We start from the raw sequence: 25,767 nt of genomic DNA on the forward strand, positions 1-25,767 counted from the left end.
GGCTGCAGCACATTTGATATATTATCCAAATTCTGTATACGCTTACGAGAGCGTATATATAACTCTATTTTGAAAATAGTGGGGATATTCTGAACTTTTTTTCTCATAACGCGCGGCGTAATGAACTAATTACCAAAAATAGAAAATATTAATAGATCATTCAGAGTCTATTGATTGATTATCATTTTCTGCATATTTAGGTCTTTACTTTTGCTGGAAATCCATTTATATTTGTATGTACAAACAATTATATGAATATACTGGAACCATACCAGTAATAATCTATGACATTGGAGGTTTACTATCCATGAGTGACCGCTTAATTTTTTTGTTGGCTGTATTCTCGGTAACCGGATCGGGACTCATAGCCGGACTGTTCTTCGCTTTCTCGTCTTTTATAATGACAGCGCTAGCCCGAATTCCCAATGAACAGGGGATCCATGCCATGCAGTCCATCAATGCAACCATTCTCAATCCTTTGTTCGGCACATTGTTTACAGGCACTGCGTTAACCAGTATCGTGCTTGCGGTCGTATCCATCATGCGCTGGGGGGAACCCGGCTCGTTGTATTTGCTTGCCGCCAGCCTGCTCTATTTAGCGGGATTCATCGTAACGATGGCATTCAACGTCCCGCTAAACGACGCACTGGCCGCTGTTGACCCAGGAAGCAGTGCCGGAGGCGAGGTATGGAACAACTACCTGAGACGCTGGCTGCCCTGGAATCATGTGCGAACCATCACTTCTTTAGGGGCGATGATCCTGTTTGTTTTTGCGCTAAGATTTCTTAACTAAGAAGCGATTACGAGGTGTCTATCACCCATCGCTCCTAAATGCCCGCATTCCCTGCGCTGCTCTCTTCATTGGTGAACCACATCTTATCTAAACTTTCTAACAGAAAACCCATACCAACTCTACCAATTCTTCATTAGATATACTATCAATCTAGTAAAGGCGGTGGAGATATGGGGATTCTCACGATAGATAAGTGGAATCACACTTGCCAACTTGACACTTCAGCCAAGCCGCGTCGTAACATCGGATGGATTTCAAGCAATTGGAGCGGATACAGCCTCAAAGGAAAAAAAGGTGCTTACAAACAGATCTCCGCCAAATGGAATGTGCCGTTTGTTCGTCCAAGCCGTGCGGCGACCTATTCCTCAGCATGGATTGGAATTGACGGCTTCGGCAATAGCAATCTGATACAGACCGGAACAGGTCATGAATTCATAGACGGCAAGGCTTACTATTATGCATGGTGGGAGATCCTCCCGGCCTCGGTTACGATCATTCCGCTGCCGATTCTGCCGGGTGACCGGATGCATGCCAGCATCAGCAAGCGCAGCGGTTCGAACTGGTTGATCTGCCTTCGAAACGTAACCCGAAATTGGACATTTCGGACATTACAACGATACAATGGTCCGCAGACCTCGGCGGAATGGATCGTTGAAGCGCCACAGGTCAATGGGGCTCTTGCAACAATGGCACGATTATCTCCTGTCGTCTTCTCCTGCTGCCGGGTCAATGGGAAAAGTCCAAAGCTGACTGCCGATAACGGGGGCATCATGCTCCAGAATTTAAAGGTTACCTCCATTCCCTCCGATCCGAACAGGGCAGGAGACCGGTTCGTTGTCAAAAGTATTTATTCATAATAGAGACTTGACCTTCACGCAGCGTAAAGGATTATCCTCAACATTATACGAAGCAGCTATTGCTTCGATAAGAGGAGGATATCAGTATGCAATTGATCGCCATCGATACACTAACCCATCAACAACAAGCTCTGGAATCTGAGCCTGAGCTGCGGATCACCGCATTTGAGCAGCTCGTGAATAAGCCGCTTCAGCCGTTTATGGACACGATACGCAAGCGTATGCCTCAAGGACAAGACGATTACGATATGACGCAGCTGCTGGGATTATTTCGCCCGGCCGATCATCCGGAGGAGGCGCTCCAGGCTTTGTCTCGCTTGGAACAAGCGAGTTCCTGGAGCCGATGCAAGGAAGCCGTGATGAAGGCACATGCCGCATTAAAGCCGCAAGCTCACGGCATTGAGCTTGGAGATTTACTCTTTACTCTCGCGCTGGGTGACCGTGAACGCTTCAGCCCCCATCCCGGATACACAGGCTCAGGGGGAACACCGGGACAAATCATGGTGGTTGTGTGGCCGAACGATTATAACCTGCCAAGGCTGGCCGCCATTACGGCACATGAATTCCATCATAACGTGAGGCTCTCTTATGAGCCATGGAGTGCCGAGACAACGGTCGCTCAATACCTAGTGCTGGAAGGACTCGCTGAAGCTTTTGCCGCCGAAATGTACGGCGAGGGTCACTTGGGACCCTGGATTCATGCCCTGAACGAAGATCAGCACAGCGAGCTTCTGCCACGTTATAGGGAAGCTCTGCAGGTAACCGGATTCAATGAGATACGAGGTTACATGTTCGGGGATTTGGAAGGGGATCTTTACGGCTTTACGAAAATGGGCATTCCACCCTATGCGGGGTATTCCATCGGATACCGGATCGTAACCGATTATTTAAGACAGAGCGGTAAATCCGCGGTCGAGGCGACTTATATTCCCTGGAGGGAAATCATTGCGAATTCCCTTATTTTTAGGGAATAACAACCCAAAGCCCATAACCAATAACAGCCGCTGCACGCCGGAAAACTCCGGCAAGCAGCGGCTGTTTTTTTATCATGATTCGTAAACCGGTTTTCCCTTGAACAGGACGGCCCGGCGGCGTGACCGCCTGGCAACGGCTTCGGCGGAACAGCTGGCTTCTACGATCACCGCGTCCGCCGCATCCCCGACGTTGGGCCAGGCATAACGGCCGTCCTGGTCTAACGGCGTCACCCCTCCCGTAATAAACCCGAGAGCCTGTCCGAGCGAACGCTCATCGTACATATGGAAGCGTTCGGCCAGCGTGCCCGCTTTGTCCAGATTATCCCCTTTGCCGAACGGGGACCAATGGTCCATAATGCTGTCTTGCCCAAGCGAGATGTCTACGCCGCGGCGGTGCAGCTGCGGAATCGGAATGGTTCGGCCAAGCGGTACGGAAGAAGTGAGCGAAATGCCCAGATCCGCCAACCGAATCGCCACCTCATCCACTTCGCTTGGTGAGACGTCCGCGAAAGCCAGCGCATGGCTGAGCGTAACCCTCCCGTTCCAACCCGCCTCTTCCGTAAGGTCAGCTACCCGCTTAAAGGTATTCAGCCCTACATGCGACGACTCATGCAGGTGCAGGTCAATGCCGGCGTTGGCTTCAACGGCGAGCTCCATCACGGTGTTCAGTGATTTTTCCATATTTTCATCCACCGTTGTGGGATCCAAACCACCAACAAGCGCTGCTCCGTTCCGGAGCGCATCCCTGACCAGAGAGACGGACTGGCTGCGAAGCAAGCCGTGCTGAGGAAATGCTACAATCTCGACAAAAGCTTTTTCCCTGTATCCTTCAACCGCCTGCAAGGTGGCCTCTAAATTTCTCAAGCCGACAACAGGATCCACATTGCAATGGGAGCGGATATGGGTAGACCCGTAGCGCAGCAGCAGATCCAGCAGTCCCTCCGCTCTTTCCTTGGCAGTAGGCAGCAGCTCCGGAAGCAGCCTCTCCTCCTCCTCGATTCGGCTGAAGATTCCGTGAGCCGGACGGCTCGGTGCCTTCCATGGGCCCCCATAATAGGTTTTGTCCAGGTGGATATGCATATCTCTAAATGATGGGAGCATTAGATCCCCCTGCATATCCCGTGTCGGCAGTAACGTATCAGGCAGAGCATCCGCAGGGCGGATCTCTGAGAAAGCCCCATTTTCTATTTTTACATGAAAGAGTCCCGTTTCGGTTCCAACCACGACCTCATCCTCGTAGCGGTAACCTGTTTCCAGACGGACATTCAGCAGCCAATATGCAGTGCTCTGTTCGTTCATAGCGTTCATCCCCTTCTCGCTTATACCTGCCTCTATTTGACTTGCCCTTCGTTTACAGCGTCCAATAAGATGCGCTCGATCTCTAGATATCCCCGCTCCCTGGCATGCTGCAGAGGAGTTACACCATTCCCGTCGGGAATCCGGGCATCCGCCCCATGATCCAGCAGCAGCTTCACGATGCGCTGATATTTCTCACTGCCGTCACCGAGAATGACAGCCTCCAGCAGTGCGGTCCAGTTCAAATTATTTATATGGTTCACATCGACGTCGGTCCGGGTCAGCAGCTCCTGAACAATCTCCACATGTCCGCGGTCAGAGGCCGGAATGAGAGCCGTCCCGCCATAACGGTTCGTCAACGTCACATCGGCATCGGCTTCGATCGCGAGCCGCAAAATTTCCATCATTCCTTCTGCACCGGCATACAAAAATACGTTATTCCGTTGGTGATCCCGAATATTGATATCGGCGCCTGCCTGAATCAAAGCCTCTACCGTTCCGACATGATTGTGATAGGTCGCAGCCATCACGGCAGTTCTTCCCTGCTCATCCGTCGCATTGATGTCTGCGCCGGATTGAAGAAGCTGTCGTACTTGCTCCGTATTGCCTTGCTCGGCATATTCAATGAGTTCACGATTCATATTCTGCACCTCTTCTTTCTCCGGATTGGATTGACAGGCCGACAGGAAAAGGATCAATAGAATCGCTGATAAACGCAGCACTCGATGCTCCCTCCTCTTTCTATCGTGTATATTGGTATGCTAACATGAGACACAACCATATGAAAAATACTTAAAAAATTGAATTCACTAAGGTTTTTCATATACAAGGAGGATGGTTTCAACCTATGGACATCAGACAGCTCCGGTATTTTATTGCCATCGTGGAGGAAGGTACGATCTCGCTTGCCGCCAACCGGCTTCATATATCCCAGCCGCCTCTCAGTCAGCAGCTGAAAGCGATGGAGGAAGAGCTCGGGTCCGTCTTGGTATATCGCCGAGGAAAGCGGCTCGAAATCACCGAATCGGGTAAAGCGCTGTACAAATATGCGCTCCAAGTAACCCAGCTTATGGAAGAGGCCAAAGCCGAGGTTAAAGAGGTCGGAAACGGCGATAAGGGCACGCTGAGTCTTGGTATCAATACTTTATCCTCGGTAGAGCTGCCGTCATGGCTGCATGAGTTCAAGGCAAGATATCCCCAAGTCTCGTATAAAATTCAGCAGAACGAGTCGTATCAGCTCTGTGAACTCGTAAGAAACCGGTCACTCGAACTAGCGATCGTCCGCCTGCCGCTCGAATTGGATGATTTCTCGATCCTTCATCTGCAGACGGAGCCCTTTTATATGCTCACCTCTGAGGCATCCACCGAACAGGAGACAACCCTCTCTCATATTGCGCAGTATCCGCTCATTCTGCCAAGCACGGAAGGATTGGGCGTATATTATACGATCCAGATGGCTTTCTCGGAACAGAAACTCCAGCCGAACATTGCAGCCGAATGCTCCGACATTTCGCTGCTGCTGCGCTTGGTCGCTTCAGGTTTTGGCGTGGCGATCGTTCCCGAAACGCTGGTCAAGCAGCACTTGCCAGCATCTGTTCATGCCTTCAAAATCAAGGACACTCCGGCAGCGGCTTCCACAGCCTTGATCTGGCTGAGGGATCATCACGTCTCCAGAACGGCTCTGAACTTCATTGACTTGTTGACAAGTGCCCTATAACTGCCTGCTTACTGCTTCTATAATCTGCCGCTCATACAAAAAGAGGACAGAGCTAATGCAAGCTCTGTCCTCCGGCAAGAAATTAATGCAATTATCTTGTACGATACAATGAACCGGCAGCCTCGTGCTCCTGCTTCTGTCCTTGGGAGTGAAGATACAGCTCTTCATAATACCCATGGGAGTTCAGCAGTTCCTGATGCGTTCCCTGCTCTACGATCCGGCCTTTGCTCATGACCAAAATCCGATCCGCCCCCATGATCGTAGATAGGCGATGGGCAATGACAAGGGTCGTTCGCCCCTCGGCCACAAGTTGAAGGGCGTTCTGAATCAGCTGCTCCGTATGCGAATCCAGATTAGCGGTCGCTTCGTCTAGAATGAGAATCTTGGGCTGGAACACAATGATTCGGGCGAAGGAGATCAGCTGCCGTTCGCCGGCGGACAAGCCGCTGCCCCGCTCCGACAACCGGGTGTCATAGCCTTCCCTCATCCTCATGATGATCGAATCCGCACCGATAAAGCGGCAAGCCTCGATCACCCGTTCCCTCGAGATGGTCTCGTCGAACAGCCGTACATTATCCAGCACCGTCCCGGAGTAGAGATACGGCTCCTGCTGAACAAGGCCAACCATCCGGTGGAGATCGGACTGTGCCAGCTCCCTGATGTCGATTCCATCAATTCGAATGCTTCCTTCATTTACATCATAGAAACGGCACAGGAGACTGATAAGCGAGCTTTTTCCCGCGCCGGTGGTACCGACAATCCCGATCATCTCTCCAGGGTTGATATGGAGATCCAGGTCCTGAATGACCGGTGCCCCGCCTTCGTAACCGAACGTGATCCGATCAAATTCAACGCGTCCCTCGACACTTGCTTTCTCGATGGCCACCGGCTTGCGTTGATCCGTAACCTCAGGCTGAATCGCCAGGAGACCCCATATCCGGTTAATCGCCACCGTTGCCGATTGCAGCGTGTTCCACTGCTGGGTGATCGTGTTGATCGGCTGAAAGAATAAACGGATATACGTTATGAAGGCATACAGCACGCCGAACTCCAGCGTCGTTCCCAGTACGGCTTGTCCGCCGAGCCACGTCACGAACGCAATCGCCAAGTTGTTCAATATTTCATAGGAGCGGTTAAACAGCACATTCGTCCGGATCTCCCGAATGTTGGCTTTGAAATAAGAGTCGTTCCGTTCCTCGAACTGCTTCTCCTGCTCCTTCTGCTGATGAAACACTTGAATCAGATTCATCCCCGATAGATTCTCGGCCACAAAGGCCACCAGCCGGGATAACCGCGTTCTGGCCATCTGATAGGTGTGGCGCATATAACGCCGGAACGCAATGGCAATCCCCGCAATGATCGGCAGCAGAATCAAGCAGTATAAGGTCAGCGTGACATCCAGCTGGAACATCAAGACCAGAATGAAGATCAAGGTGAAGCCGTCGCGGAACAGGCTGAGCAGCACCTGGTTAAAAAACTGATTGATCGCTTCGGTATCACTGGACACATGCGTAATCAAGCTGCCGCTCGGCACTTTATCGAAATAAGACATCGACAGCTTGGATATATGGGCAAACAGCCGTTTGCGAATGCTCGCTACAATGCTCTGCCCCGCCTTCTGCAACAAATTATTTTGCAAATAGGTAAACACCATGCTGAGCAGCGATAACAAAAAATAGATAGCGCATATGAGCATCAGGCCCCGAAAATCGTTCTTGCCGACCATCAGATTATCATCGATTGCGATTTTCATCAGATACGGCTGCAGCAGCTCTGCCGAGATGGCAATCAAGGTGCAGCCGATAAACCCGGCAAAAATCAGTCGGTATTCCTTCATATAACCCGATAGAGCACGGAATGTGGAAATATACTTGGGCTTGGACTGAGGGGCATTCAGATCCGCCTTCTGGTCCAGCTGCCAATTGTTAATGGCCTGTGCCATGAAACTTCATCCCCTCTTCCTGAATGTCATGCAGCGTCCGGTACAGTCCGTCCTTCGACAGCAGTTCTTCATGCGTACCCCGCTGAACCATCTCTCCCTGATCCAGGACGATAATCTCATCGGCATGTTTCAATGCACTGATCCGGTGGGCAATAATGATCGTAGTCTTCCCAGCGCGGATATCCCGAACCGTCTCCATGATTTCCGTCTCCGTCACCGCGTCGACGGCGCTTACGCTATCATCCAGAATGAGGATAGGTGCATCCTTGATTATTCCCCGTGCAAGGCTGGTCCGCTGCCGCTGTCCTCCGGACAGGGTAATGCCGCGCTCCCCAAGGCGGGTCTCGAACTTGTCCGGAAACTCCACGATGTTGTCGTAGACCCGTGCTTTTCGCGCCGCTTCCTCGACGACAGCCGGCTCCGTGTCCCGTTTATAGAAGGCAATATTCTCGCGGATGGTCGAGCTGAACAGGAAGCCGTCCTGGGGAACATAGGCGATCCCTTCGCGCAGGCTTTTTAATGTAAGCTTCCGAATATCCACACCCCCGATCAGCACTTTCCCCGGAGGCGGGTCGAAGGTACGCAGCAGCAGCTTCATAAGCGTAGTCTTGCCGCTTCCCGTGCGGCCAATGATGCCCAGCGTCGATCCGGGCGGAACATCCAATTGAATGCCCCTCAGAACCTGTCTGGCCCCCTCCTCTTGACCATCCGCATCCTCGTAAGAGAAGGATAAATCACGCACTTCAATGCCCGGGTTCTCCTGATTCAGCTCCTTGGCGCCAGGCAGTTCCTTAATGTCGGCCTGCTTGCCAAGCAGGTCGTTTAATCGGTCAAGCGAAGCCCTCGCGCGCTGAACGACATTAATGACATTGCCGATCTGCTGCAGCGGATTCATCAGCATGCGAATGTAAAGCGTCAATGCGACAAAGTTTCCGACCGTAATCCGTCCCAGAATGGTCAGGTAACCGCCGAATAAGAGGGCGATAATGAGTGAGGTAGCGCCCAGAAACGGAATGATCGATTGAAAAAGCGATGATACGCGTACCAGCCGCAGCTGCTTGTCCCGGATGCGGTCCACCGTCGTCCCAAAACGCCGCTTCATCGTGTCTTCCACCGCGAACTTCTTGGTGACACGGATCCCGCCAAACTGCTCCTCCGCGGATTCCGTCATCACACCCAGCGCTTCCTGTACCTGCAACGATCTTCTTCTGATAATCGGTCCGAGCCAAACGACAATGACCGGAATCAGCAGCAAAGGCGCGATGCTCGCAGCCACCAGATACAGCGGTACGTTCGTGATCAGCAGCATGACGATTGTGGAGACCAGCAGGATGGAGGAGTTTGCCGTCTGATTGATCCCCATCGAGATCGCTTCCCTTACCGTCGTCACGTCATTCATGAAATAACTTAGCAGCTTGCCAACGCCATTCTTGGAATAAAATCGCTCACTGAGCCCCGTAAAATGGACAAACAATCGGCGGCGGTTCATAAATTCGAAATACCGCCCCGTGTACATCACCAGAAACTGACCGATCCCGCCGATGACGGCGAACCCGACACCGATACCCAGCAGCGTCCAGCTGTACTGCACGATACCGTCGACAGACAATAAACCATCCTTCAGTTCATCCGTAAAATTGCCCAGTACCCTTGGGAAGTTCACATGGATGATGTTAGCAACCAGATGACAGCAAACCGACAATACATAAAACGGCCACGTCTTCCTGAAAAAGTCTCCAAGTATTCGATGAGAGTCCAATGTCCCATATCACTTCCTGTCCCGTTATTGGATTGATTAGCCCGTTACGTTCCTCCTTCCATACGTTTGCTGTGATACTCCCATATTAATAGGTTCTAGAAATAAATCAGTCCTCCTTCCCGAACGGCCATATGATTTATACAAATTCAGACATACTGAGTAACAGGAGCCGATATCATTTCAATCCAATCATCCAAAGAAAAAAGCCGCAACCATTCGTCGCGACTTTTTTAAAAGGTGGTCCTATGGATGGCGCTATCCTGATTTTCGGCTCACGCTCACACCGCCAACCATGGTGCCGGCTCGCCCGAATAGGTCAGCGAAAGCTTATGCATGGCCCGGGTACAAGCAATATAGAGTAAGCTTCGATCCATCTCGGAACGATAGTTTTCGGCGTCCACAAAAGGAACTAAAACCTGATCGAATTCCAGACCCTTGGCCATATGGGCGAAGGTGATCGTAATTCCCTCCTCAAAGCGTTCACTGCTAAAGTCGAGCAGATTCACGCTGCCCTGAAGCCCCCTGATGGACTCATACACCTGCCGGGCCTGCGAAGACGTTTTGCATATGATCCCCATCGTCTGCATCCCGGAATCTAAAAAGTGACGGCTAAGCTCTTGAATGAACTCCAGCTCCTCCCGGGCGTCACGACACCGGATCACCTGCGGCTCTTCTCCATGCCGCTCCACGGGAATCATGGTGCTGCCCGGATGAATTCGCTTCGCGAGTCCCATAATTTCCAGCGTGGAACGATAGCTTTTTAACAGCTCTATTGTATCGGCATGCGGAAATACGCTCTTGATATCATCCAGTGATGTGGACGTATATACGTTGACCGACTGGTTGCTGTCCCCAAGTATCGTTTTTTTGCACGAAAACCATTTCGATAGCACGACGTATTGAATCGGTGTATAATCCTGCATTTCATCGACCAGCAGATGCTTCACCATATCGTATGACGCGTTTCCTTCCAAATGCATTTTGAGATACAGCAGCGGAAAAACGTCCGCATACTCAATCGTTTTTCTTCCGTTCATGACAAACATGTCCGGTTTGTTCCTATATGAGAAAAATTCCTTGTACATGCTGAGCGCATTTTGAAATTTGAACATGTTCTTGATCGCGGTTTTGACTTTTTTGGCTTCTGCCGCAGTCAGTCTGTCTCCATCCTCTGTACGAACCCGGCCTGACAGGATGGAAGCCGTCTTCTCCAATCGCTGCCTGATCGGCGTGATCATGGTGCCAAGATAACAGTCCCTGATCTCCGAAGCCGAAATACATACGTCTTTCAGCTGAATATCCGCAGCCAGGAAAAAATGCTCCTCGGCATGTATCATATAAGCCTCCAGCTCATGTACGAAGTGCATGCTGGCCTTATACCGGATCCGTTCAATGGCCTGTTCGTCATCGGCGCTCACGATTTCGTTCACCTGTTCGAAGAAGGTCTGAAACTGACATAATCCCCCCAGCTCTTTGGCAGCAAGCTCCTCCATCGTAACCTCCATGATTTTCTCTTCGCCAAGCTCTGGCAGAACGTTGGATATATAATCAGAAAACACTTTATGGGGAGATATAATGAGCACGTTGCTGGAAGTCAACGTCTCCTTATGGCGGTACAACAGAAAAGCTACCCTGTGCAGAGCCACGGAGGTTTTGCCTGAACCTGCCGCCCCCTGTATGATCAGCTCATTCGCGGTTTCGTTTCGTATGATGGCATTTTGCTCCTGCTGAATGGTAGCCACAATATTCTTCATCTTCTCGTCCGACGTGCTGCTGAGCTCCTTCTGCAGCACGTCGTCATTGATGTTCATGGAGCTCTCAATCATATATTCCATTTGACCGTCTTTGATTTTGTACTGCCTTTTGACGGTAATTTCGCCTTGCATCCTGCCCATGGGGGCTTCATACGACGCAGGACCGACATTGTAATCATAAAACAAGCTTGCTACCGGCGAGCGCCAATCATAAATGAGATGCTCCTGACTCTCCGGGTTCGTGAAGGAATGGATGCCAATATAGTAGGCACCTTCTTCTTCCGGTTCATTCGATCGGAAATCCACCCTGCCAAAATACGGCGACGTGAGTAGCTTGCGCATCTTCTGCAGCCTGGCCGCCGTCTTCTCACCCGTATCAATGGACAAGGAAATATCAACCCGGTTGGCTGCCCGTTCCGCCGCATCCAATTGGGCCATGTTGACCCACAGGTACTTCTTGGCTTCAATGATATCCCTGTAAGAATCAGACACCTTCCCCTCTAATTCCTTCGATGCCCGATGAAGCTCCTTTACTACAAACTCTAGATATTCCCGCTCTGCGCTTTCGCTTGGATTCAGCATTAGGAACCTCCCCCTCTTTGCTAAAGAATAGCTTTAAGTATAGGGGTTTCCCGAAAAAAATATAGACTTATACTTTCCGTTGTAGTATTGTGTATTTATCGTGGGTCCAAAAACACCTATACGATTTAATCAACCATAATGTCATGACATAGATAAAAAACCAGGCTGCATGCTCATGCAAGCCTGGTTTTTTTCATGCCTCTTACCGCTCGTTTTTGGTTTGGTACAGATACAGCGTAAGTGGAACGAAAATAGCGATAATCACTACGCAGACCCCGATTCCTGTCATGATCACAGGCATGGTTGACGTGCCGTTCATCAGTCCCCTGACCGTGGCTGCCGCCATGCTGATCGGATTCAGGTCGATGAGAATACCCGTCCATTTCGGCATCGTCGACGAATCCACCAGAATGTTGCTGGCGAACAGCAGCGGGTATATCGCGATCATGCTCGACCCCGATACCGTCTCCGGCCGTTTGGCCACGACGCCGATCAGCGCAAATATCCAGCTGACACCGAATGCAAAGAACAGGATGAAGGCAATGGCAAGTGCCATTTGGATGACGCTGCCCTCGGGTCGGAAGCCCAGCGCAAGCCCCGTGCCCAGGGCTACGATTACGCCGATTGTATAGCGCACACCATCCGTCAGGATGGAGCCAAGCACCGAGGCCGGCTGCCAAAAGGGCAGCGTTCGAAATCGATTATATACCCCTTTGGTAATATCCGAGCATATCGTGGTTCCGCTATACACCGTCATGGGCACGACCGTCAGGATCAGAATGCCAGGCAATAGGAATTGAATATAAGCCCCGGTTGACCCGGCCATAGCGCCGCCGAACAAGTAACTAAATATAAACAGCAGCAGAACCGGCGACAGAACCGCGTCCATCACCAGACCAAACCCGTTGTGCTTCGTATGCTGCCAAGTTCTCCACATAAAGATTCGGATCGCCGTCAGGGCATGGGGAGGATCGGTATCGGCTTGGCGAACAGGCAGCACGCCGTCCTTATTCGCTGTATGATGGCTTACACTCATGGCGTGCCTCCCTTCGACTTCGCGCGGGTCAGTGACAGAAAGACCTCATCCAGACTCGGTTCGCTTAAGGCGAAATATTCAATAGCGAACCCGTTCTTCATCAGTGTATGAAGGGCCTGATTAGCAGCACTTGCATCCTTCACCGGAATTTTATGTACCAAGGGATGATCGTCCTGCAATAAGGTCAACGCGTGTTCCTCATTTAACAAAGTACCCAGCTTGTGCTGGTCGGCCGGTTCGTTGAATTGAATGGTTAACGTTCTGTTGCCAACGGAAGCCTTCAATTGCCGGGGCGTCCCTTCCGCAATCAGGCTCCCCTTATCCATCACGGCAATCCGGTCCGCCAACTGATCGGCTTCTTCCAGATATTGCGTCGTCAGCAGCACGGTGGTGCCCCGTTTCAAAAGCGACCTTACAACCTCCCACACTTGAATGCGGCTTTGCGGATCGAGGCCCGTTGTCGGCTCATCCAGAAAAATAACGTCGGGCTTCGTAACGATACTGGCGGCAATATCCAGCCGCCTCCGCATCCCGCCAGAGTAATGCAACAGCGCGCGGTCCTTTGCTTCGCTGAGTCCAAAGGATTCGATCAGCTCCTCGCTTACGGATCGAGCCGATTTCGCCGAATAACCGTAAAGCCTTGAAACCAACATTAAATTCTGAAGACCGGAGAGTCCCTCATCCAGTGCTGCAAACTGGCCTGTCAGGCTGATCTTTCTTCGAACGTGCCGGGCATTGCTTGCGACATCATACCCGGCCACGCATGCGAATCCCCCATCCGGCTTAACCAGGGTGGATAACATATGAATGGTGGTTGTTTTTCCGGCGCCGTTCGGACCCAACAAGGCAAACAGCTCTCCTTGCTCCACTCGCAGATCCATTCCTTGAACGACCCCAATGCCGTTATAAGATTTGCGAAGCTCTTTCGTTTCAATGGCGTAAGGCAAGTTTCACAACTCCTCCTCTTCCTATACAAATCGACCTCTAGATTGCCATGCTGCTTGCCCTTAAAAATCGTCCTTATGATCACGGACCCAATCAGCAAGCGTGGCTGCCGGCCGCCCTGTGACCTGCGCTACCGTCGGTAATACCGTATAACCGATCTCGGGCGGATTTTTTCCCATTTGCACAAAAAATTCAATCGACTCCTCGTCATAGCCTTGCTCTCTCCATTTAGCTCTCGCCTGTTCCTCGGTCAGTTCCACAAAGCGGATGTCCCTGCCTGTTACCTCGCTTATAATCCGAACCGCTTCGAATCGCGAGAGGGCTTCCGGTCCCGTAAGGAAATATTCTTGTCCATGGTGACCTTCCTCAAGAAGTGCGGCGACGGCAACGCGAGCGATATCGGCTTCGTGGATTCTCGCACTCAGCGCATGGCCGAACGGCTCACGAACGACTCCTTCGTGGCGGATCGATTCCTGCCAATCCACCAGAATATTCGCCATAAACTCGCATGGCTTGAGCAAAGTCCACTCCATTCCGCTGTCTCGAAGTGCAGCTTCCACAGGCCCTTCTTCATAGCCCACCAATACCGTTACCCGCTGTATGCCAGCCTTCTCGGCAAGCTCAATAATCCGCGGATCCGTCTGCAGGGTCCCATACGCTTCATCACTGGAAATGATCAAATGCATGGCCCTCACGCCTTGCATGGCGGGGATCAGGCTATCCGGGTCATTGAGATTCCCGGCTACCACCTGTACACCCTCCGGCAGATTCGCTTGCTGCGGATTGCGTGATATCGCTCTCACTTCTATGCCTCGCTGCACAAGCTTCTGCACGATATGCTTTCCAACAGTTCCTGTAGCTCCTGTTACCAAAATAGTCATATGAAACTTCCTCCTCGAGTTTTAATCTAACGGTTCATATTCATTCATTGTTCATTGTTCATTGTTCATGGTCCATCATTCATAACGTTTACGGATTTCCTCCAGCTCCTGCAGCAGTTCGTCCTTCAATTCCGGCGGAGAGATGATCTCCACCTTTGCACCGTAGCTTAAAATCACCGAGATGGCATAGGCTTTGGTATAGAACACCGTTCGGACATCTAGGAATCCCTCCCCGGAGATGAAAGCCTCCGGAAATTGCTCGGTCACCCTCGGTCCGGCGGATGAATCGAAACGGAGATGAGCCTGTATGCCCTGCACCGCCTCCTGATCCTCCCGCACCAGGTTTCCTCTTGGGATGAACGTGTCGGTGGATATTTCAAGACTGAATATGCGCGATACTCTGAAGATTCGTTTCCCCTGCTTTAACAAGCAGTAGGCCTCCAAATACCACACGCCTTGTTCCCAGTACAGCTGCAGCGGCTCCACTTGCCGCTCCGAGCGGCTGCCGGATGTACTCGTATAGTGAAGGGTCATCAGGTTCGAGCGTTCAATGGCATTTAGAATGGGTCGTACCCATGCCCGCTCATACTCCGACGTGCTCATATCGAATAGAATTTGTTCATGACATCCTCCGTTCAACAGGGCAGGCTGCAGGGTTCCAAGCTTATTCAGGATGGAAGTGTATCTCCCCTTCACAGTCCCTTCGACGCCCTTCAAAAGATTGTAGATCGCCAAAAAATCGTCAACGGAGAAGTGCTGCCTCGTCAGATAGAACCCGTTCATCAATTCAAAGCCACCATCCGCACCGGGATAGGAAACAACCGGAATGCCAGCCTGATTAATGAGGTCTACATCGCGGTAGATCGTACGAACCGAGACTTCATACCGGGCGGCAAGCGCCGTGGCCGTCACTCTTTGTTTGGTCAACAATTCCATCGTAATGCCTAGCAGCCGGTCGAGTTTCATCGGTAACACTCCTCGCGTCTCGTAGTTTTTGACTTCTGAATCGAATGATAAAGCATGAATCCTGACATCTAGTATGTCAGGATTACATATCGTTCTTGATGGAATGGGATTATTTTTTAGGAAAAGAGTAGATGAGGTGGGATAACAAAAAAAAAGCTCCGTATCACGGAGCTTCCTGCATAGATTATATCAGTTCAAACTGTCTAACTGCTACTGAAACCATCCGCTGACAGCTAGCTGTTTCCGCTGTTATGCCAGCTGTTGCGCATTACGCGTTCCATTCGACCCATTCGCCATCCTGCGGAATCTTGATTTGGGCGCGCAGATCTTCCGCTGTCAGACGACTTGACAGCTCCTCTCTTGTCACAAGACAGTGGTTGTTCGCTTCCATATGGACCGCAACCGCCATCGTATATGGAGCATACCGAAGCAGTTCGATCGCATCACTCTCATCCATGGTGATCGGATCTGATCTCCTGTAAGAAACTATCTATTGCGAATTTTTCATATGATGTATTTTTAATATATTTTCTTTTATTTCACCGCATTTTCTTCTGCCATCAATTCCCGCGCATATTCGTTCAAATTGATGGATTGGCCGTGATTCAGCCTCGATTTCTCCGCTGCGAACGCAATCAGATGGCTCCGCACGGAGGCACTGGCCGACGTCAGGCTCTCCTGCCCGTTATAGCTCCGAACCTCCTTCAGGAAACTCGCCACAATTCCGCTGTCGCCCCCGCCATGTCCGCTCGACTGCGAAGGAATCGTAATCTCCGTTTTCTGCCCGGTCAGGAAATCGTAAACCGTAATCTTGCCTTCCTCTCCCCGAAGCTCGCCGCGGGTGCCCATGATCTGAATTCTGCGCTCCTGTTCATACGTAAACCCGCACATGCTGAACATTGCAGTGGCGCCGCCTTCAAACTCCATGTTGACGACCTGATGATCGACCACATTGTTATCGCTCCGATATACGCAGCGGCCATAGTCTGTATCGCGAAGCCCCTGAATGATATTCGGCTTGGTCAGCTCCTGGGTGAAATGCCCCGCCCATCCCTTGTACTGATCGCTCAAGTAAAACCGGGGGGCCGAATATGGACAGGTTGCTTCTACCTGGCAATCGAGGCAGCGGTCGGCCGAACCTTCGGGGGCCTGCTCCTCCCGGAAATGCATCAGGGAGCCAAACGAAGTGACCTGCGTGCAAGGCCGGTCCATCAGCCACGACAGCACATCCATGTCATGACAGGATTTGGCCAGTATCATCGGGCTGGCCTTGTCGGAATGATTCCAGTTCCCCCGCACAAAGCTGTGCGCGATATGCCAGTATCCCACATTCTCGTTCAGCTGGATCGAAGCCACCTCACCGATGGTCCCTTCCTGAATCACGCGTTTGATGGTACTCCAAAAAGGGGTATATCTCAGAACATGGCATATGGTCAGCAGCCGGTTGTTGCGAATGGCCGCCTGCTCCATCTCAAGACATTCCTTCGGTTCCGGAGACATCGGTTTCTCCAGAAGCACATGATACTGCTTCTCCAGCGCTTGCATGGTTGGGCCATAGTGCATGCGATCCTGCGTGCAAATGACGGCGATATCGGCAAGCTTTGGCTCCGCCAGCAGCGGCTCCCAGGATTCATAACACTGTTCCGGCGGAATTCCGAACCTCTCGGCAAATCGGATGCGCCGCGCCGGATCGGCCTCGGCCACGGCCACGAAGGTCAACTCGTGCGGGTAATCCAGGGCATAGGGGGCATACCCCCCGGCGCCGCGAGCGCCGGCCCCGATCAATATGGCTTTCAATTGTGTCATAACATGTCGCTCCTTTTAGGTTCTGTACACGTGTTTATTTGGTATATCGGTCTGCCGCGGACTGGTAAATGGCCAGATAGCGCTCCGAGCCCATTTTTTGCAGGTTAGCTACATATTGGTCCCAGTTATCAAAGGACTCGTTCCCAGCTATGAATTTATCCCGCATTTCATCCACGTACGTGTGAATGTCGGTTTGGATACCGGTAAGCTCGGACTGCTCATCGGCCGTAAAGTTAAACGGCGGCCAGACCTTGTCTTGAGGGATGACGTACGGCTCGGCTTTTTTTGCGTTCTCTACAGAAGTCGGCAGGCCTTCCGCTCCCTTGAAATACTTCTGGGTCACGAAGCCCGGATAATATCCGCCGGGCCATATCAGATACTGACCTACCGCCTGGTCCAGATTGAGACCTTCCGGATTGTTCTTGATGTCGTCCACGTAATCCACATTGCCTTCTGCATCTTCCTTATACGTTTCGTCTTTCCAGCCCATGAAGAACATGCGGATGCCTTCGTCGCTGTAGAAGTAATCCATCCAGCGGATGAGCGCGGCCGGATTCTTCGCTTTATCGGTCAGTACAAACATCCCGATGTTCCCCAGCGGAGAGCCCGTGGCGCTGAACATCTGGTCGCCGTGCGGCCCCTTCAATACCGGCAGCCCCACATAACCCTCCTGATTGTAGATGGCGACCGGATCCACGTTGTCAACAACGCCGAGAAGGCCTTCAACGCCTTTGGCGTCCACCTCCGTGCTCTTCACGGACATGATATCCTGCTCCAGCAGGCCGTCCTTGTACAACTTGTTCACGAATTGAAGCAGTTCCTTGTATCTTGGATCCGTCGGAATGAACCGGACCTTTCCGCTCGCCGGATCGGTATCCACATTAATGTTCGAAGTTCCGTGATAATTGAGACCGAACGAGCCGCGCAAATAGTTGACGATGCCGGCAGTCCCCACGCCGCCCCAGGCATATTCATCCTTCTGGCCGTTGCCGTTCGGATCCTTCTCTTTGAACGCCTTCAACATATCGTAGAATTCATCCAGCGTCTGCGGCTCTTGAAGGCCAAGCTTGGTCAGCCACTCCGACTTCACCCACGGCGTTCCGTACAGCACGGACCGGAATTCCGGATCGTATATCGTCGGCAGCCCGTAAATGTTGCCGTCCGGCATTGTAATCCCCTTCTCGATAACCGGATACTTTTCCATGAGGGCTTTAAAATTCGGAGCGTGTTGATCAATCAGGTCATTCAGCGGAATAAAAGCACCCTGCTTGCCGTATTTCAGCAGGTCTGTCCTTGGAAATGCGGAAGCATAGAACATTTCCGGATAATCGCCGCCGGCCAGCAGCAAGTTCCGTTTTTCCGCCAAATTGTCTTTGTGCACCGTGTCCCACTGCACCTGAATATTGGTCATTTTCTCATATTCCTGCCACAGCCTGATGTTGTTCCAGTCGGCGTTGGCAAAGAACTTTCCGGCAAAACCGGTCACCGTCATCTTGTCGTCCACAATCGGAAAACCCGTTTCATTTATCGCGGATTTCCCTTCACTCGAAGGGTCCGATTGAGCCGTTCCTCCCGAGCCTTTCGAGCTGCAGCCCACCGCCAGCGATACCGACAACATGCAGGTCAACAGAAGACTTCCCCATTGCTTCAGCTTCATCCGTAATCCTCCCCTTTTCATGTTCCATCCATATTTCCATGCAAGGAATTATCCTTTGATGGCCCCAATCATCACGCCTTTGACAAAATATCGCTGCAGGAACGGATAGAGGGCCAGCACCGGAATATTCGCCACGACCAGCACCGCGTACTTAATGCCCTCCACTTCCCTCTGCTGCTTGATCGCCGATTCGGTCGACATTTTGACCATATCGTTCGTTTGTCCCTGAATCAAAATTTCGCGCAGGATGAGCTGCAGCGGAAATTTATCTTTATCCGATAAATACAGAAGTGCATTGAAGAACGCATTCCAATGACCGACCGCATAGAACAATATGGTCACAGCGATAATCGGCATGGACAGCGGCAGTATAATACGGGTCAGGATTTTAATGTTCGAGCATCCATCAATCGTCGCGGCCTCCTGCAGCTCGCCGGGTATGGACTGCTGAAAGAAGGTGCGCATAATGATGATGTTCCAGATGGATACGGCATTCGGGATAATCATGACCCAGAGCGTATTCAGCATGCCGAGGTTCTTGATCAGCAAATATGTAGGAATGAGTCCTCCGCTGAAAAACATCGTGAAGACCAGCAGCGCCATGATCGCATTTCGCCCGACAAAATCCTTCCGGGACAGCGGATAGGCGGCAAGGATGGTCATCGTGAGATTAATGAACGTGCCAAGCGACGTATATACCAGCGTGTTGGAAAAGCCGCTGATGATATCCTTGTTCTGAAAAATTTTTACGTAGGAATTCAGGTTAACGCCCTTGGGCCACAGCAGCATCTCGCCCCTCAGAACCGCCTGCGGGTCGCTAAACGATGCGCTGAGCACAAAAACCAGCGGGTACATGACAATGATGGTAACCAGGATCAGAATCGTATAATTGATAACATTAAAAATGCGGTCCCCTCTGGTTTCAATTTGCATGGTTCTTTCACTCCCCTCTTTACCAAAGACTGGTCTCGCTCACGCGCTTCGAAATAAAGTTCACAACAACCAGCAGGACAAAATTGATGATGGAATTAAACAATCCAATGGCAGCGGAGAAACTGTACTCGGCATTCTGGATCCCCATTCGGTAGACGTAGGTGGCTATAATGTCGGAGCTCTCCATATTCAGGTTGTTTTGCATCAGGAGCACCTTTTCGAACCCGATACCCATAATGCTGCCCATATTGAGGATCAAGAGGATGATGATCGTTGGCATGATGCCAGGGATGTTAATATGCCATATGCGCTGAAGCCTGGTTGCACCATCGACGCGCGCCGCTTCGTGCAGCTGGTTGTCAATGCCGGCAAGGGCAGCCAAATAAATAATGGAGCTCCAGCCCATGGTCTGCCATACATCCGACAGAACGTAAAGAGACTTAAACCAAGAGGGTTCAGTCATGAAATTGATCGGCTGACCGCCGAACATTTCAATAAAATGATTGATGATGCCGTAACGGGGCGACAGGAAAATCATCATCATCCCGACAACGACCACGGTAGAGAGAAAGTGAGGCGCATATGTGATGGTCTGCACGAATTTCTTGAACCGTTCAGCCCGAACCTCGTTCATGAGCAAAGCCAGAATAATCGGGATCGGAAAACCGACGGCAAGACTGTATAAACCGATGCCCAGCGTGTTCTTGATCAGGCGCCAGAAATAATAACTGTTGAAAAAGCGATCGAAGTGCTCAAAGCCGACCCAGGGACTGCCCCATATCCCCTGCGTTGCTATAAAATCCTTAAAGGCGATCTGGATGCCGTACATCGGAACATACTGGAACAGGATGTAATAGGCGATGACCGGTGAAATCAGGGCATAAAGCTGCCAATTGCGTAAGACGCGATTCCACAGTAAGCGCTTACGTTTCGTTTCGGGAACCACGGTTGCTGCGGAGTGCAGGGGCGTATTTGCCAATGAGCATCACCTCGTATGTATGGGATTGGATTAACCTCGTTTCACCAGCAAAGCGATTCTGACTTGCCATCAAAACATGGGTATCCGCTCAACCAGCGGATCAGTTTCTTTACATGCATCGAGCTTGAAAAGTACTCGTTACTGATTTCCCTCCTTTGCTATGCAATCCGTCATATGACTAAGCTACCACCGTCTCAGCTAGCCGTTTGTTAAAATACGGTTATTGCAACACCCCTATATGTTAGGTATAGTAACGCCAAATTAATTTATAAATAAGACCCGAGCAGGCGGGTGTTATTTCATTTACTTGGAGTGGTTTTGGATATATTTTTGGATGATTACGGATTAAATTTGGATCCATACTGGTATATAAGGCACCATGCGAAGGGCCTATTTCATGAATGGGAGGAATTCTCTCTATTATCAAAACCTTTATATTACAAGAGATGAAAACGAAATTAATGACTAGAGTGAAGTTATGCGAAGAATCGTTTAGCAGTTACCAAGACCAGAAATATCATTCCAAACATTTGGTTGATTTTCACTCATGATAATATAGCAATATGGCATTGTCAAATACTTTTTTGGATTATTTTGGCCCAAAAACCTCAATGTTTGGATGAGAAAGCACAAAAAACAGCTATCGGATTTCAAGCCGACAGCTGTTCAATAATCTTTATTTCATATTTAATGTTAACTATTCGAACATAACGAGTTAGTTAAATGTATGTTCTGGTGAAACTTGAAGACTCCCGAACAATCAATGAGCATGGCAGCAATATTTTGGTTGCCACCTTGAAATGCCCGTCCAAATAATCCACGATTGATTTGGCAGCTACCCTGCCGATTTCGTACTTCGGCACGGAGACAGAGCTTAACGGGGGCGTTGTATACTGGGCCACATCAATGTTATCCATCCCCACGATCGCGATATCTTCCGGGATTCTGCCTTGATTCTCGACAACGGCACGCATCGCCGGAATGGCCAGCATGTCGCTGGCACAAAAAACAGCCGTTGGCCATTGCTCTTTGGGAAGGCCTCTGAGCAGCTCGGACAGCTTGCTGAAGCTTCGATCCACATTCCATCCGGTATTCATCAGCCACTCCTCACGCACCTCCAGGTTGGCTTCCAGCATAGCGAATTTATATCCAACATACCGTTCTTCGCTCTCCATCTGCTTGGAATACGCAGGCCCCCCGATATAGGCGATTCGCGTGTGTCCCTGGTCAATCAGGTGGCTTACGGCTGCCCTCGCGGATGAAATCCGGTCACAGTCTACAACCGGTACGGTCAGCCGCTCATCATTCAAACTCACTCCCATGATGGCAACGCCGGCCTGCTGTATCAGTTCAAACAGCTCCTTGTCATACCAACTGACGGCTACAATCCCCTGAGCTCCTGTCTCCCTCAGCATGAGGCGTATTTTGTCCGCATCGGCGACTTCCTCGCATGTACGAACGATCGCCGGGGGCTGTCCGAGCTCCTCCATTTTTTTATGGAAACCGGCAAGAACCGTTGAGAAATACGGGTGGTCGTCCATCAGGTTTTGGGGAACGACGCAGACAACCCGCTTATCGGCTATGCCGTTATCATGTACGCTTTGGGATGACTCAGGCAGTTTATAACCAAGATCAAGCGCCGCCTGCCGGATTTTCTGCTTGGTATCCTCGCTGACCGGACGGCTTGCATCGTTGCTGATGGCACGCGAAACCGTAGATATGGATACCCCGACCCGTTCGGCAATATCTTTGAGCTTAGCCAATCGCATCTCCTCCTTCGCAAAATTTGGAACCAAATTTTCCGCCATCCATTGATCATAGCATAAACTTTCTGGTTTTGGGGCGTCAAATTGATGACTCTGATCGCTGAGAAGAAAGGAGATGTCTCATGGATTCTTTCGTTTACGAAAGTATGAAATGCTGCATTTTAAGCTATCCCACAGCACTGCGTCATCAGTGGTTATTCATTAAGCTTCCAATGGCGCGCGCCCCATGCTCTCCCGCTTTCCTAAACGGAAAAGTACAAACGACACTACCATGGCTATGGCAACGCCCCCGGCACCGATCCAGGTGATGGATGACAAGGACCATTGCTCAACGGCAACTCCTCCGATGCCTGCGCCAGCAGCCATGGCGAGCTGCATCACGGATTGGTTCAGGCCTAGCATGACCCCCGATGAATTCGGCTCCAGCTGAACGAGATTATACTGCTGTGTCGGACCGGAAGACCAGGCGGATAACGACCATATAACAAGAATTGCAAATACGGGGATGGCCGATACGGCTGCTTGAGTAAAAGTCAGAACGATTAACGCGAGAATATGCAGCATCATGCCCCCTGTTAATGTAAGCGGCACTCCCCATCGATCCGTACTGAATCCGCCGAACTTGGAGCCAATAAGGCTGGCAATGCCAAAGGCAAACAGCGCCGCACTAATCAGACCTTCGTTCAGACCGCTAACATGAAGAAGGTAAGGAGACAGGTACGTATAGGCAACGGAATACCCACCCAGCCAGAAGAATGTGATCGCCAAACCGAGTGCGACTTTAGGCTTCTTGAGCAGTGCGAATTGCTGGAGCAGCGGTACGGGAGCATCTCCTTTGGTTTTTGGAATCGCCTTGTACAGCACGATCATGGAAACAACCCCCAGAACGGCAATGAAACCGAACACTGATTTCCATCCAAAAACAGCAGCTACGACACGGCCGAGAGGGACGCCGATAATCAGGGAAGCCGTGAAGCCCATGACAACCGTAGCGATCGAACTCGCCTGTTTGCCCGCAGGCGCGATTTTGGCGGCGATCCCGAGTGCTGTTACAACGACCATCCCTGCGCCCACCGCCATAATAACCCGCGCAATGACAAACGGAATATATCCCGGAAGGGCAAATGACAGCAGATTTGCGATCACAAAAATACCCAATGAATAAACCAACAGCTTCCGTCTCTCCATTCTAGCGGTCAGTGCCATAAGAACGGGGGTTAAGATCGCATAGACCAATGAGAAAATCGTGATCAGCTGACCGGCTGCGGTTATCGTAATTCCTAACGAATCCGCAATTTTATCCAAAACTCCCGATATAATATACTCCGATGTTCCTACTAAAAAACTAACGATCGCTAAAAAGTAAATTTTCCAAGCACTCGTCATGATTGTATTTCCACTCCTTTAATAATATTTATATATCACGATTTGTCGATATGTTAAACCAATAAAAAGACATATCGCAATATCTAGATGTGTAGTGCGAGACAATACTGAATATTTCCTTTTTTCTGAAGGAATCATTCAGTACCTGCTCTAAATCTCCTGCTTTAAATACTCTCCAATTTCTCGGATAGCCTCTTCATCCCGCTTATAATACGTAAATTTCCCAAGCCGCTCCGTCTTGATCAAACCCGCCCGATGCAGAATCGATAAATATTGCGATGCGGTGGACTGCGTCATATTCAATTTCTCGGTCACCTGGGTTACGCATACCCCGACTTTCCTCATATCAATCCCTTCGTGGGGTGTAAAATGTTGTTCCGGTTCCTTGAGCCACTGCAATATTTCAAGCCTTGATTCATTGGACAGCGCTTTAAAAACTTCGATTGGTTTCATACGTATCATTATATCGGGATTTATCGATATGTCAACCCGTTTCCCTTACTGATCCTCCGTACGAATGCCATAGCGTTTCACGGCACTCGCGTAGAACCATTCGTTTGCCGTATCCAGCGCCGTCTCTTCGTCGATCCAGCCAGATAGGACCCGCTCCCACAGAAACTCGGCAGCCAGCTTCTTCACAAGCAAAATCTTGCCGTAACTCCATTCCATGCATCGGGCATCCGAGACGATAATCGAGTTCTTGCTTGCCGGGAGTGCCTCCAGACGGTACTGCATGCTGTCCCGGTAGGTGCTCACCCGGAAGTTGAACCACCACATGCCGCCGACATGAACGTTCGGGAAATTCCAGGCCGCCTGCACGGCATCGAGGTTGTTCAGTTCCGATGCAAGCACAAGCTCAAATTCACATCGGTACGACTCAAACAAAGCCGTCAGCTTAAGAATCCGCTCTGTATCATTGGCAGGGAACGCCGTGCCGCACCATGATCTCTCTACTCCGAGAAACAGTTGAACGAGCAGGCCATTCCGATCCGCAGCACCACATATGACGTGCAGCAGCTCCATCAGAATGTCGTCTCGCCCGCTTGCCGGCCCAATCTCCTTACGGATGTGCGAACTCGACTCATACCGCGGCAGCGTTGTCATGATGCCCGGGAGGCCGGCTTCGCGAAATCCGTCAAGCAGCAGGTCAATCTCGCCTCCCACATCAAGTAAAGTCCTGGCAGGATCATTAGATTGCACGATGCGGTCAACCCATGTACCCAGCACTCCGTCAATCCGGGGGATCAGTACAGCATCATCCCGCATGCCTTGAAACGTTGCATGCTCCGGATGATTCACGACAAACCGGCGAATATTCATCCGGTCAGCCGTTTGCTGTGCCCAGCCCTCTTCGGTCGATGCGTGCCGTACGCGAGCCATGGCTTCCCGCACCGAATGTTCATCCTTGATGGTGACTCCGTATAACTCACGCATAATGGAGGTAAATACCCAGTTCATCAGCGTGCTTCTCGTTGATCGATAGGCTTTTAGAAAAGCGGCAATTCGCTCCTCCTCCGGTAATTTATCCGCTTCATCCGGGTATCCTCCAGCTTGGAGCTCTCGGTAAAACCAGAAGTAATGGGCGATTTCCCAAAAATCCCTTGCACCGAGCCGGTCACCGATAAGGTGAGTATGGGTATCGAAGACCGGCAGCCCCATGATTCGCTCGAAGAATACGGCTTGTTTGCCGCTCATATCATGCAAGCTCATATGAACATCTCCCTCTCTTCATGAATCG

At 50.9% G+C, this 25,767-nt stretch carries 22 protein-coding genes; 4 read left to right on the forward strand and 18 right to left on the reverse strand.

Going from position 1 to position 25,767, the window contains the following annotated elements; all coding sequences use genetic code 11:
- Positions 1–307 precede the first annotated feature (307 nt).
- The 3 genes from MKY82_RS25090 to MKY82_RS25100 all read left to right on the forward strand — a co-directional run bounded on the left by MKY82_RS25090 (position 308) and on the right by MKY82_RS25100 (position 2,624).
- Positions 308–793 carry an anthrone oxygenase family protein gene (locus MKY82_RS25090; RefSeq protein WP_339294620.1) on the forward strand — a complete coding sequence of 162 codons (486 nt, stop codon included), beginning with the start codon at positions 308–310 and terminating at the stop codon, positions 791–793.
- 170 nt (positions 794–963) lie between these two features.
- Positions 964–1,650 carry a G1 family glutamic endopeptidase gene (locus MKY82_RS25095; protein WP_339294621.1) on the forward strand — a complete coding sequence of 229 codons (687 nt, stop codon included), beginning with the start codon at positions 964–966 and terminating at the stop codon, positions 1,648–1,650.
- 86 nt (positions 1,651–1,736) lie between these two features.
- Positions 1,737–2,624, forward strand: coding sequence for a DUF2268 domain-containing putative Zn-dependent protease (locus MKY82_RS25100; RefSeq protein WP_339294622.1), 888 nt, complete (start codon positions 1,737–1,739; stop codon positions 2,622–2,624).
- Positions 2,625–2,696: 72 nt separating this feature from the next.
- On the opposite strand, the gene MKY82_RS25105 is transcribed toward MKY82_RS25100, so the two are convergent.
- Both MKY82_RS25105 and MKY82_RS25110 read right to left on the reverse strand, forming a co-directional pair.
- Positions 2,697–3,923: an amidohydrolase gene (locus MKY82_RS25105; RefSeq protein ID WP_339294623.1), complete on the reverse strand. Its 1,227-nt coding sequence runs from the start codon at positions 3,921–3,923 to the stop codon at positions 2,697–2,699.
- A gap of 32 nt (positions 3,924–3,955) precedes the next feature.
- The gene (locus tag MKY82_RS25110; protein ID WP_339296717.1) at positions 3,956–4,561 is read right to left on the reverse strand and encodes an ankyrin repeat domain-containing protein; all 606 of its coding nucleotides are present in this window, start codon (positions 4,559–4,561) and stop codon (positions 3,956–3,958) included.
- Positions 4,562–4,767: 206 nt separating this feature from the next.
- Here MKY82_RS25110 and MKY82_RS25115 point away from each other — a divergent pair, with 206 nt between their 5' ends.
- A complete protein-coding gene (locus MKY82_RS25115; RefSeq protein WP_339294624.1) occupies positions 4,768–5,637 on the forward strand; it encodes a LysR family transcriptional regulator in 870 nt (289 codons plus the stop codon).
- A gap of 91 nt (positions 5,638–5,728) precedes the next feature.
- Here the strand turns inward: MKY82_RS25115 and MKY82_RS25120 are convergent, their stop codons facing one another.
- The 16 genes from MKY82_RS25120 to MKY82_RS25195 all read right to left on the reverse strand — a co-directional run bounded on the left by MKY82_RS25120 (position 5,729) and on the right by MKY82_RS25195 (position 25,739).
- Positions 5,729–7,579 (reverse strand): ABC transporter ATP-binding protein, encoded by a 1,851-nt coding sequence (locus MKY82_RS25120; protein ID WP_194544014.1) that lies wholly within the window; start codon positions 7,577–7,579, stop codon positions 5,729–5,731.
- Entirely contained in the window at positions 7,563–9,338 is a 1,776-nt protein-coding gene (locus tag MKY82_RS25125; protein ID WP_339294625.1) for an ABC transporter ATP-binding protein, read from the reverse strand. The genes MKY82_RS25120 and MKY82_RS25125 overlap by 17 nt, the downstream gene beginning before the upstream one ends.
- Before the next feature lie 278 nt (positions 9,339–9,616).
- Complete coding sequence (locus tag MKY82_RS25130) at positions 9,617–11,674, reverse strand: UvrD-helicase domain-containing protein (RefSeq protein ID WP_339294626.1); 2,058 nt, start codon at positions 11,672–11,674, stop codon at positions 9,617–9,619.
- 202 nt (positions 11,675–11,876) lie between these two features.
- Positions 11,877–12,710, reverse strand: coding sequence for an ABC transporter permease (locus tag MKY82_RS25135; protein ID WP_194544017.1), 834 nt, complete (start codon positions 12,708–12,710; stop codon positions 11,877–11,879).
- Positions 12,707–13,657, reverse strand: a complete 951-nt coding sequence (locus MKY82_RS25140) for an ATP-binding cassette domain-containing protein (protein WP_194544018.1) — start codon at positions 13,655–13,657, stop codon at positions 12,707–12,709. Before MKY82_RS25140 ends, MKY82_RS25135 begins: the two co-directional genes overlap by 4 nt.
- A gap of 60 nt (positions 13,658–13,717) precedes the next feature.
- The gene (locus MKY82_RS25145) at positions 13,718–14,536 is read right to left on the reverse strand and encodes an NAD(P)H-binding protein (protein ID WP_194544019.1); all 819 of its coding nucleotides are present in this window, start codon (positions 14,534–14,536) and stop codon (positions 13,718–13,720) included.
- 75 nt (positions 14,537–14,611) lie between these two features.
- Complete coding sequence (locus tag MKY82_RS25150; protein WP_339294627.1) at positions 14,612–15,502, reverse strand: YafY family protein; 891 nt, start codon at positions 15,500–15,502, stop codon at positions 14,612–14,614.
- Positions 15,503–15,770: 268 nt separating this feature from the next.
- Positions 15,771–15,959: a hypothetical protein gene (locus MKY82_RS25155; RefSeq protein WP_259445180.1), complete on the reverse strand. Its 189-nt coding sequence runs from the start codon at positions 15,957–15,959 to the stop codon at positions 15,771–15,773.
- A 77-nt stretch (positions 15,960–16,036) separates the two neighbouring features.
- Positions 16,037–17,308, reverse strand: a complete 1,272-nt coding sequence (locus MKY82_RS25160; protein ID WP_216530335.1) for a Gfo/Idh/MocA family oxidoreductase — start codon at positions 17,306–17,308, stop codon at positions 16,037–16,039.
- Between the two features lie 34 nt (positions 17,309–17,342).
- Complete coding sequence (locus MKY82_RS25165) at positions 17,343–18,965, reverse strand: extracellular solute-binding protein (RefSeq protein ID WP_194544022.1); 1,623 nt, start codon at positions 18,963–18,965, stop codon at positions 17,343–17,345.
- A gap of 48 nt (positions 18,966–19,013) precedes the next feature.
- Entirely contained in the window at positions 19,014–19,898 is an 885-nt protein-coding gene (locus tag MKY82_RS25170) for a carbohydrate ABC transporter permease (RefSeq protein WP_071223266.1), read from the reverse strand.
- 19 nt (positions 19,899–19,917) lie between these two features.
- Positions 19,918–20,844, reverse strand: coding sequence for an ABC transporter permease subunit (locus tag MKY82_RS25175; RefSeq protein ID WP_233355130.1), 927 nt, complete (start codon positions 20,842–20,844; stop codon positions 19,918–19,920).
- A 752-nt stretch (positions 20,845–21,596) separates the two neighbouring features.
- The gene (locus MKY82_RS25180; RefSeq protein ID WP_339294628.1) at positions 21,597–22,640 is read right to left on the reverse strand and encodes a LacI family DNA-binding transcriptional regulator; all 1,044 of its coding nucleotides are present in this window, start codon (positions 22,638–22,640) and stop codon (positions 21,597–21,599) included.
- A gap of 204 nt (positions 22,641–22,844) precedes the next feature.
- Entirely contained in the window at positions 22,845–24,029 is a 1,185-nt protein-coding gene (locus MKY82_RS25185) for an MFS transporter (protein WP_339294629.1), read from the reverse strand.
- Positions 24,030–24,179: 150 nt separating this feature from the next.
- Positions 24,180–24,482 (reverse strand): metalloregulator ArsR/SmtB family transcription factor, encoded by a 303-nt coding sequence (locus MKY82_RS25190; protein WP_194544911.1) that lies wholly within the window; start codon positions 24,480–24,482, stop codon positions 24,180–24,182.
- A gap of 45 nt (positions 24,483–24,527) precedes the next feature.
- Positions 24,528–25,739: a glucuronate isomerase gene (locus MKY82_RS25195; protein WP_339294630.1), complete on the reverse strand. Its 1,212-nt coding sequence runs from the start codon at positions 25,737–25,739 to the stop codon at positions 24,528–24,530.
- Between the last annotated feature and the right edge of the window lie 28 nt (positions 25,740–25,767).

Origin of the sequence: Paenibacillus sp. FSL W7-1279 (assembly GCF_037969845.1) — a bacterium.
Taxonomy (GTDB): domain Bacteria; phylum Bacillota; class Bacilli; order Paenibacillales; family Paenibacillaceae; genus Paenibacillus_AQ.

Bases quoted from the DNA above. Each gene is read 5' to 3' on its own strand.
- MKY82_RS25185 (WP_339294629.1), bottom strand. From the start codon at position 24,029: ATGACGAGTGCTTGGAAAATTTACTTTTTAGCGATCGTTAGTTTTTTA.
- MKY82_RS25100 (WP_339294622.1), top strand. From the start codon at position 1,737: ATGCAATTGATCGCCATCGATACACTAACCCATCAACAACAAGCTCTG.
- MKY82_RS25150 (WP_339294627.1), bottom strand. From the start codon at position 15,502: ATGAAACTCGACCGGCTGCTAGGCATTACGATGGAATTGTTGACCAAA.
- MKY82_RS25160 (WP_216530335.1), bottom strand. From the start codon at position 17,308: ATGACACAATTGAAAGCCATATTGATCGGGGCCGGCGCTCGCGGCGCC.
- MKY82_RS25095 (WP_339294621.1), top strand. From the start codon at position 964: ATGGGGATTCTCACGATAGATAAGTGGAATCACACTTGCCAACTTGAC.
- MKY82_RS25120 (WP_194544014.1), bottom strand. From the start codon at position 7,579: ATGGCACAGGCCATTAACAATTGGCAGCTGGACCAGAAGGCGGATCTG.
- MKY82_RS25130 (WP_339294626.1), bottom strand. From the start codon at position 11,674: ATGCTGAATCCAAGCGAAAGCGCAGAGCGGGAATATCTAGAGTTTGTA.
- MKY82_RS25195 (WP_339294630.1), bottom strand. From the start codon at position 25,739: ATGAGCTTGCATGATATGAGCGGCAAACAAGCCGTATTCTTCGAGCGA.
- MKY82_RS25105 (WP_339294623.1), bottom strand. From the start codon at position 3,923: ATGAACGAACAGAGCACTGCATATTGGCTGCTGAATGTCCGTCTGGAA.
- MKY82_RS25115 (WP_339294624.1), top strand. From the start codon at position 4,768: ATGGACATCAGACAGCTCCGGTATTTTATTGCCATCGTGGAGGAAGGT.
- MKY82_RS25190 (WP_194544911.1), bottom strand. From the start codon at position 24,482: ATGAAACCAATCGAAGTTTTTAAAGCGCTGTCCAATGAATCAAGGCTT.
- MKY82_RS25170 (WP_071223266.1), bottom strand. From the start codon at position 19,898: ATGCAAATTGAAACCAGAGGGGACCGCATTTTTAATGTTATCAATTAT.
- MKY82_RS25155 (WP_259445180.1), bottom strand. From the start codon at position 15,959: ATGGATGAGAGTGATGCGATCGAACTGCTTCGGTATGCTCCATATACG.
- MKY82_RS25145 (WP_194544019.1), bottom strand. From the start codon at position 14,536: ATGACTATTTTGGTAACAGGAGCTACAGGAACTGTTGGAAAGCATATC.
- MKY82_RS25165 (WP_194544022.1), bottom strand. From the start codon at position 18,965: ATGAAGCTGAAGCAATGGGGAAGTCTTCTGTTGACCTGCATGTTGTCG.
- MKY82_RS25110 (WP_339296717.1), bottom strand. From the start codon at position 4,561: ATGAATCGTGAACTCATTGAATATGCCGAGCAAGGCAATACGGAGCAA.
- MKY82_RS25090 (WP_339294620.1), top strand. From the start codon at position 308: ATGAGTGACCGCTTAATTTTTTTGTTGGCTGTATTCTCGGTAACCGGA.
- MKY82_RS25135 (WP_194544017.1), bottom strand. From the start codon at position 12,710: ATGAGTGTAAGCCATCATACAGCGAATAAGGACGGCGTGCTGCCTGTT.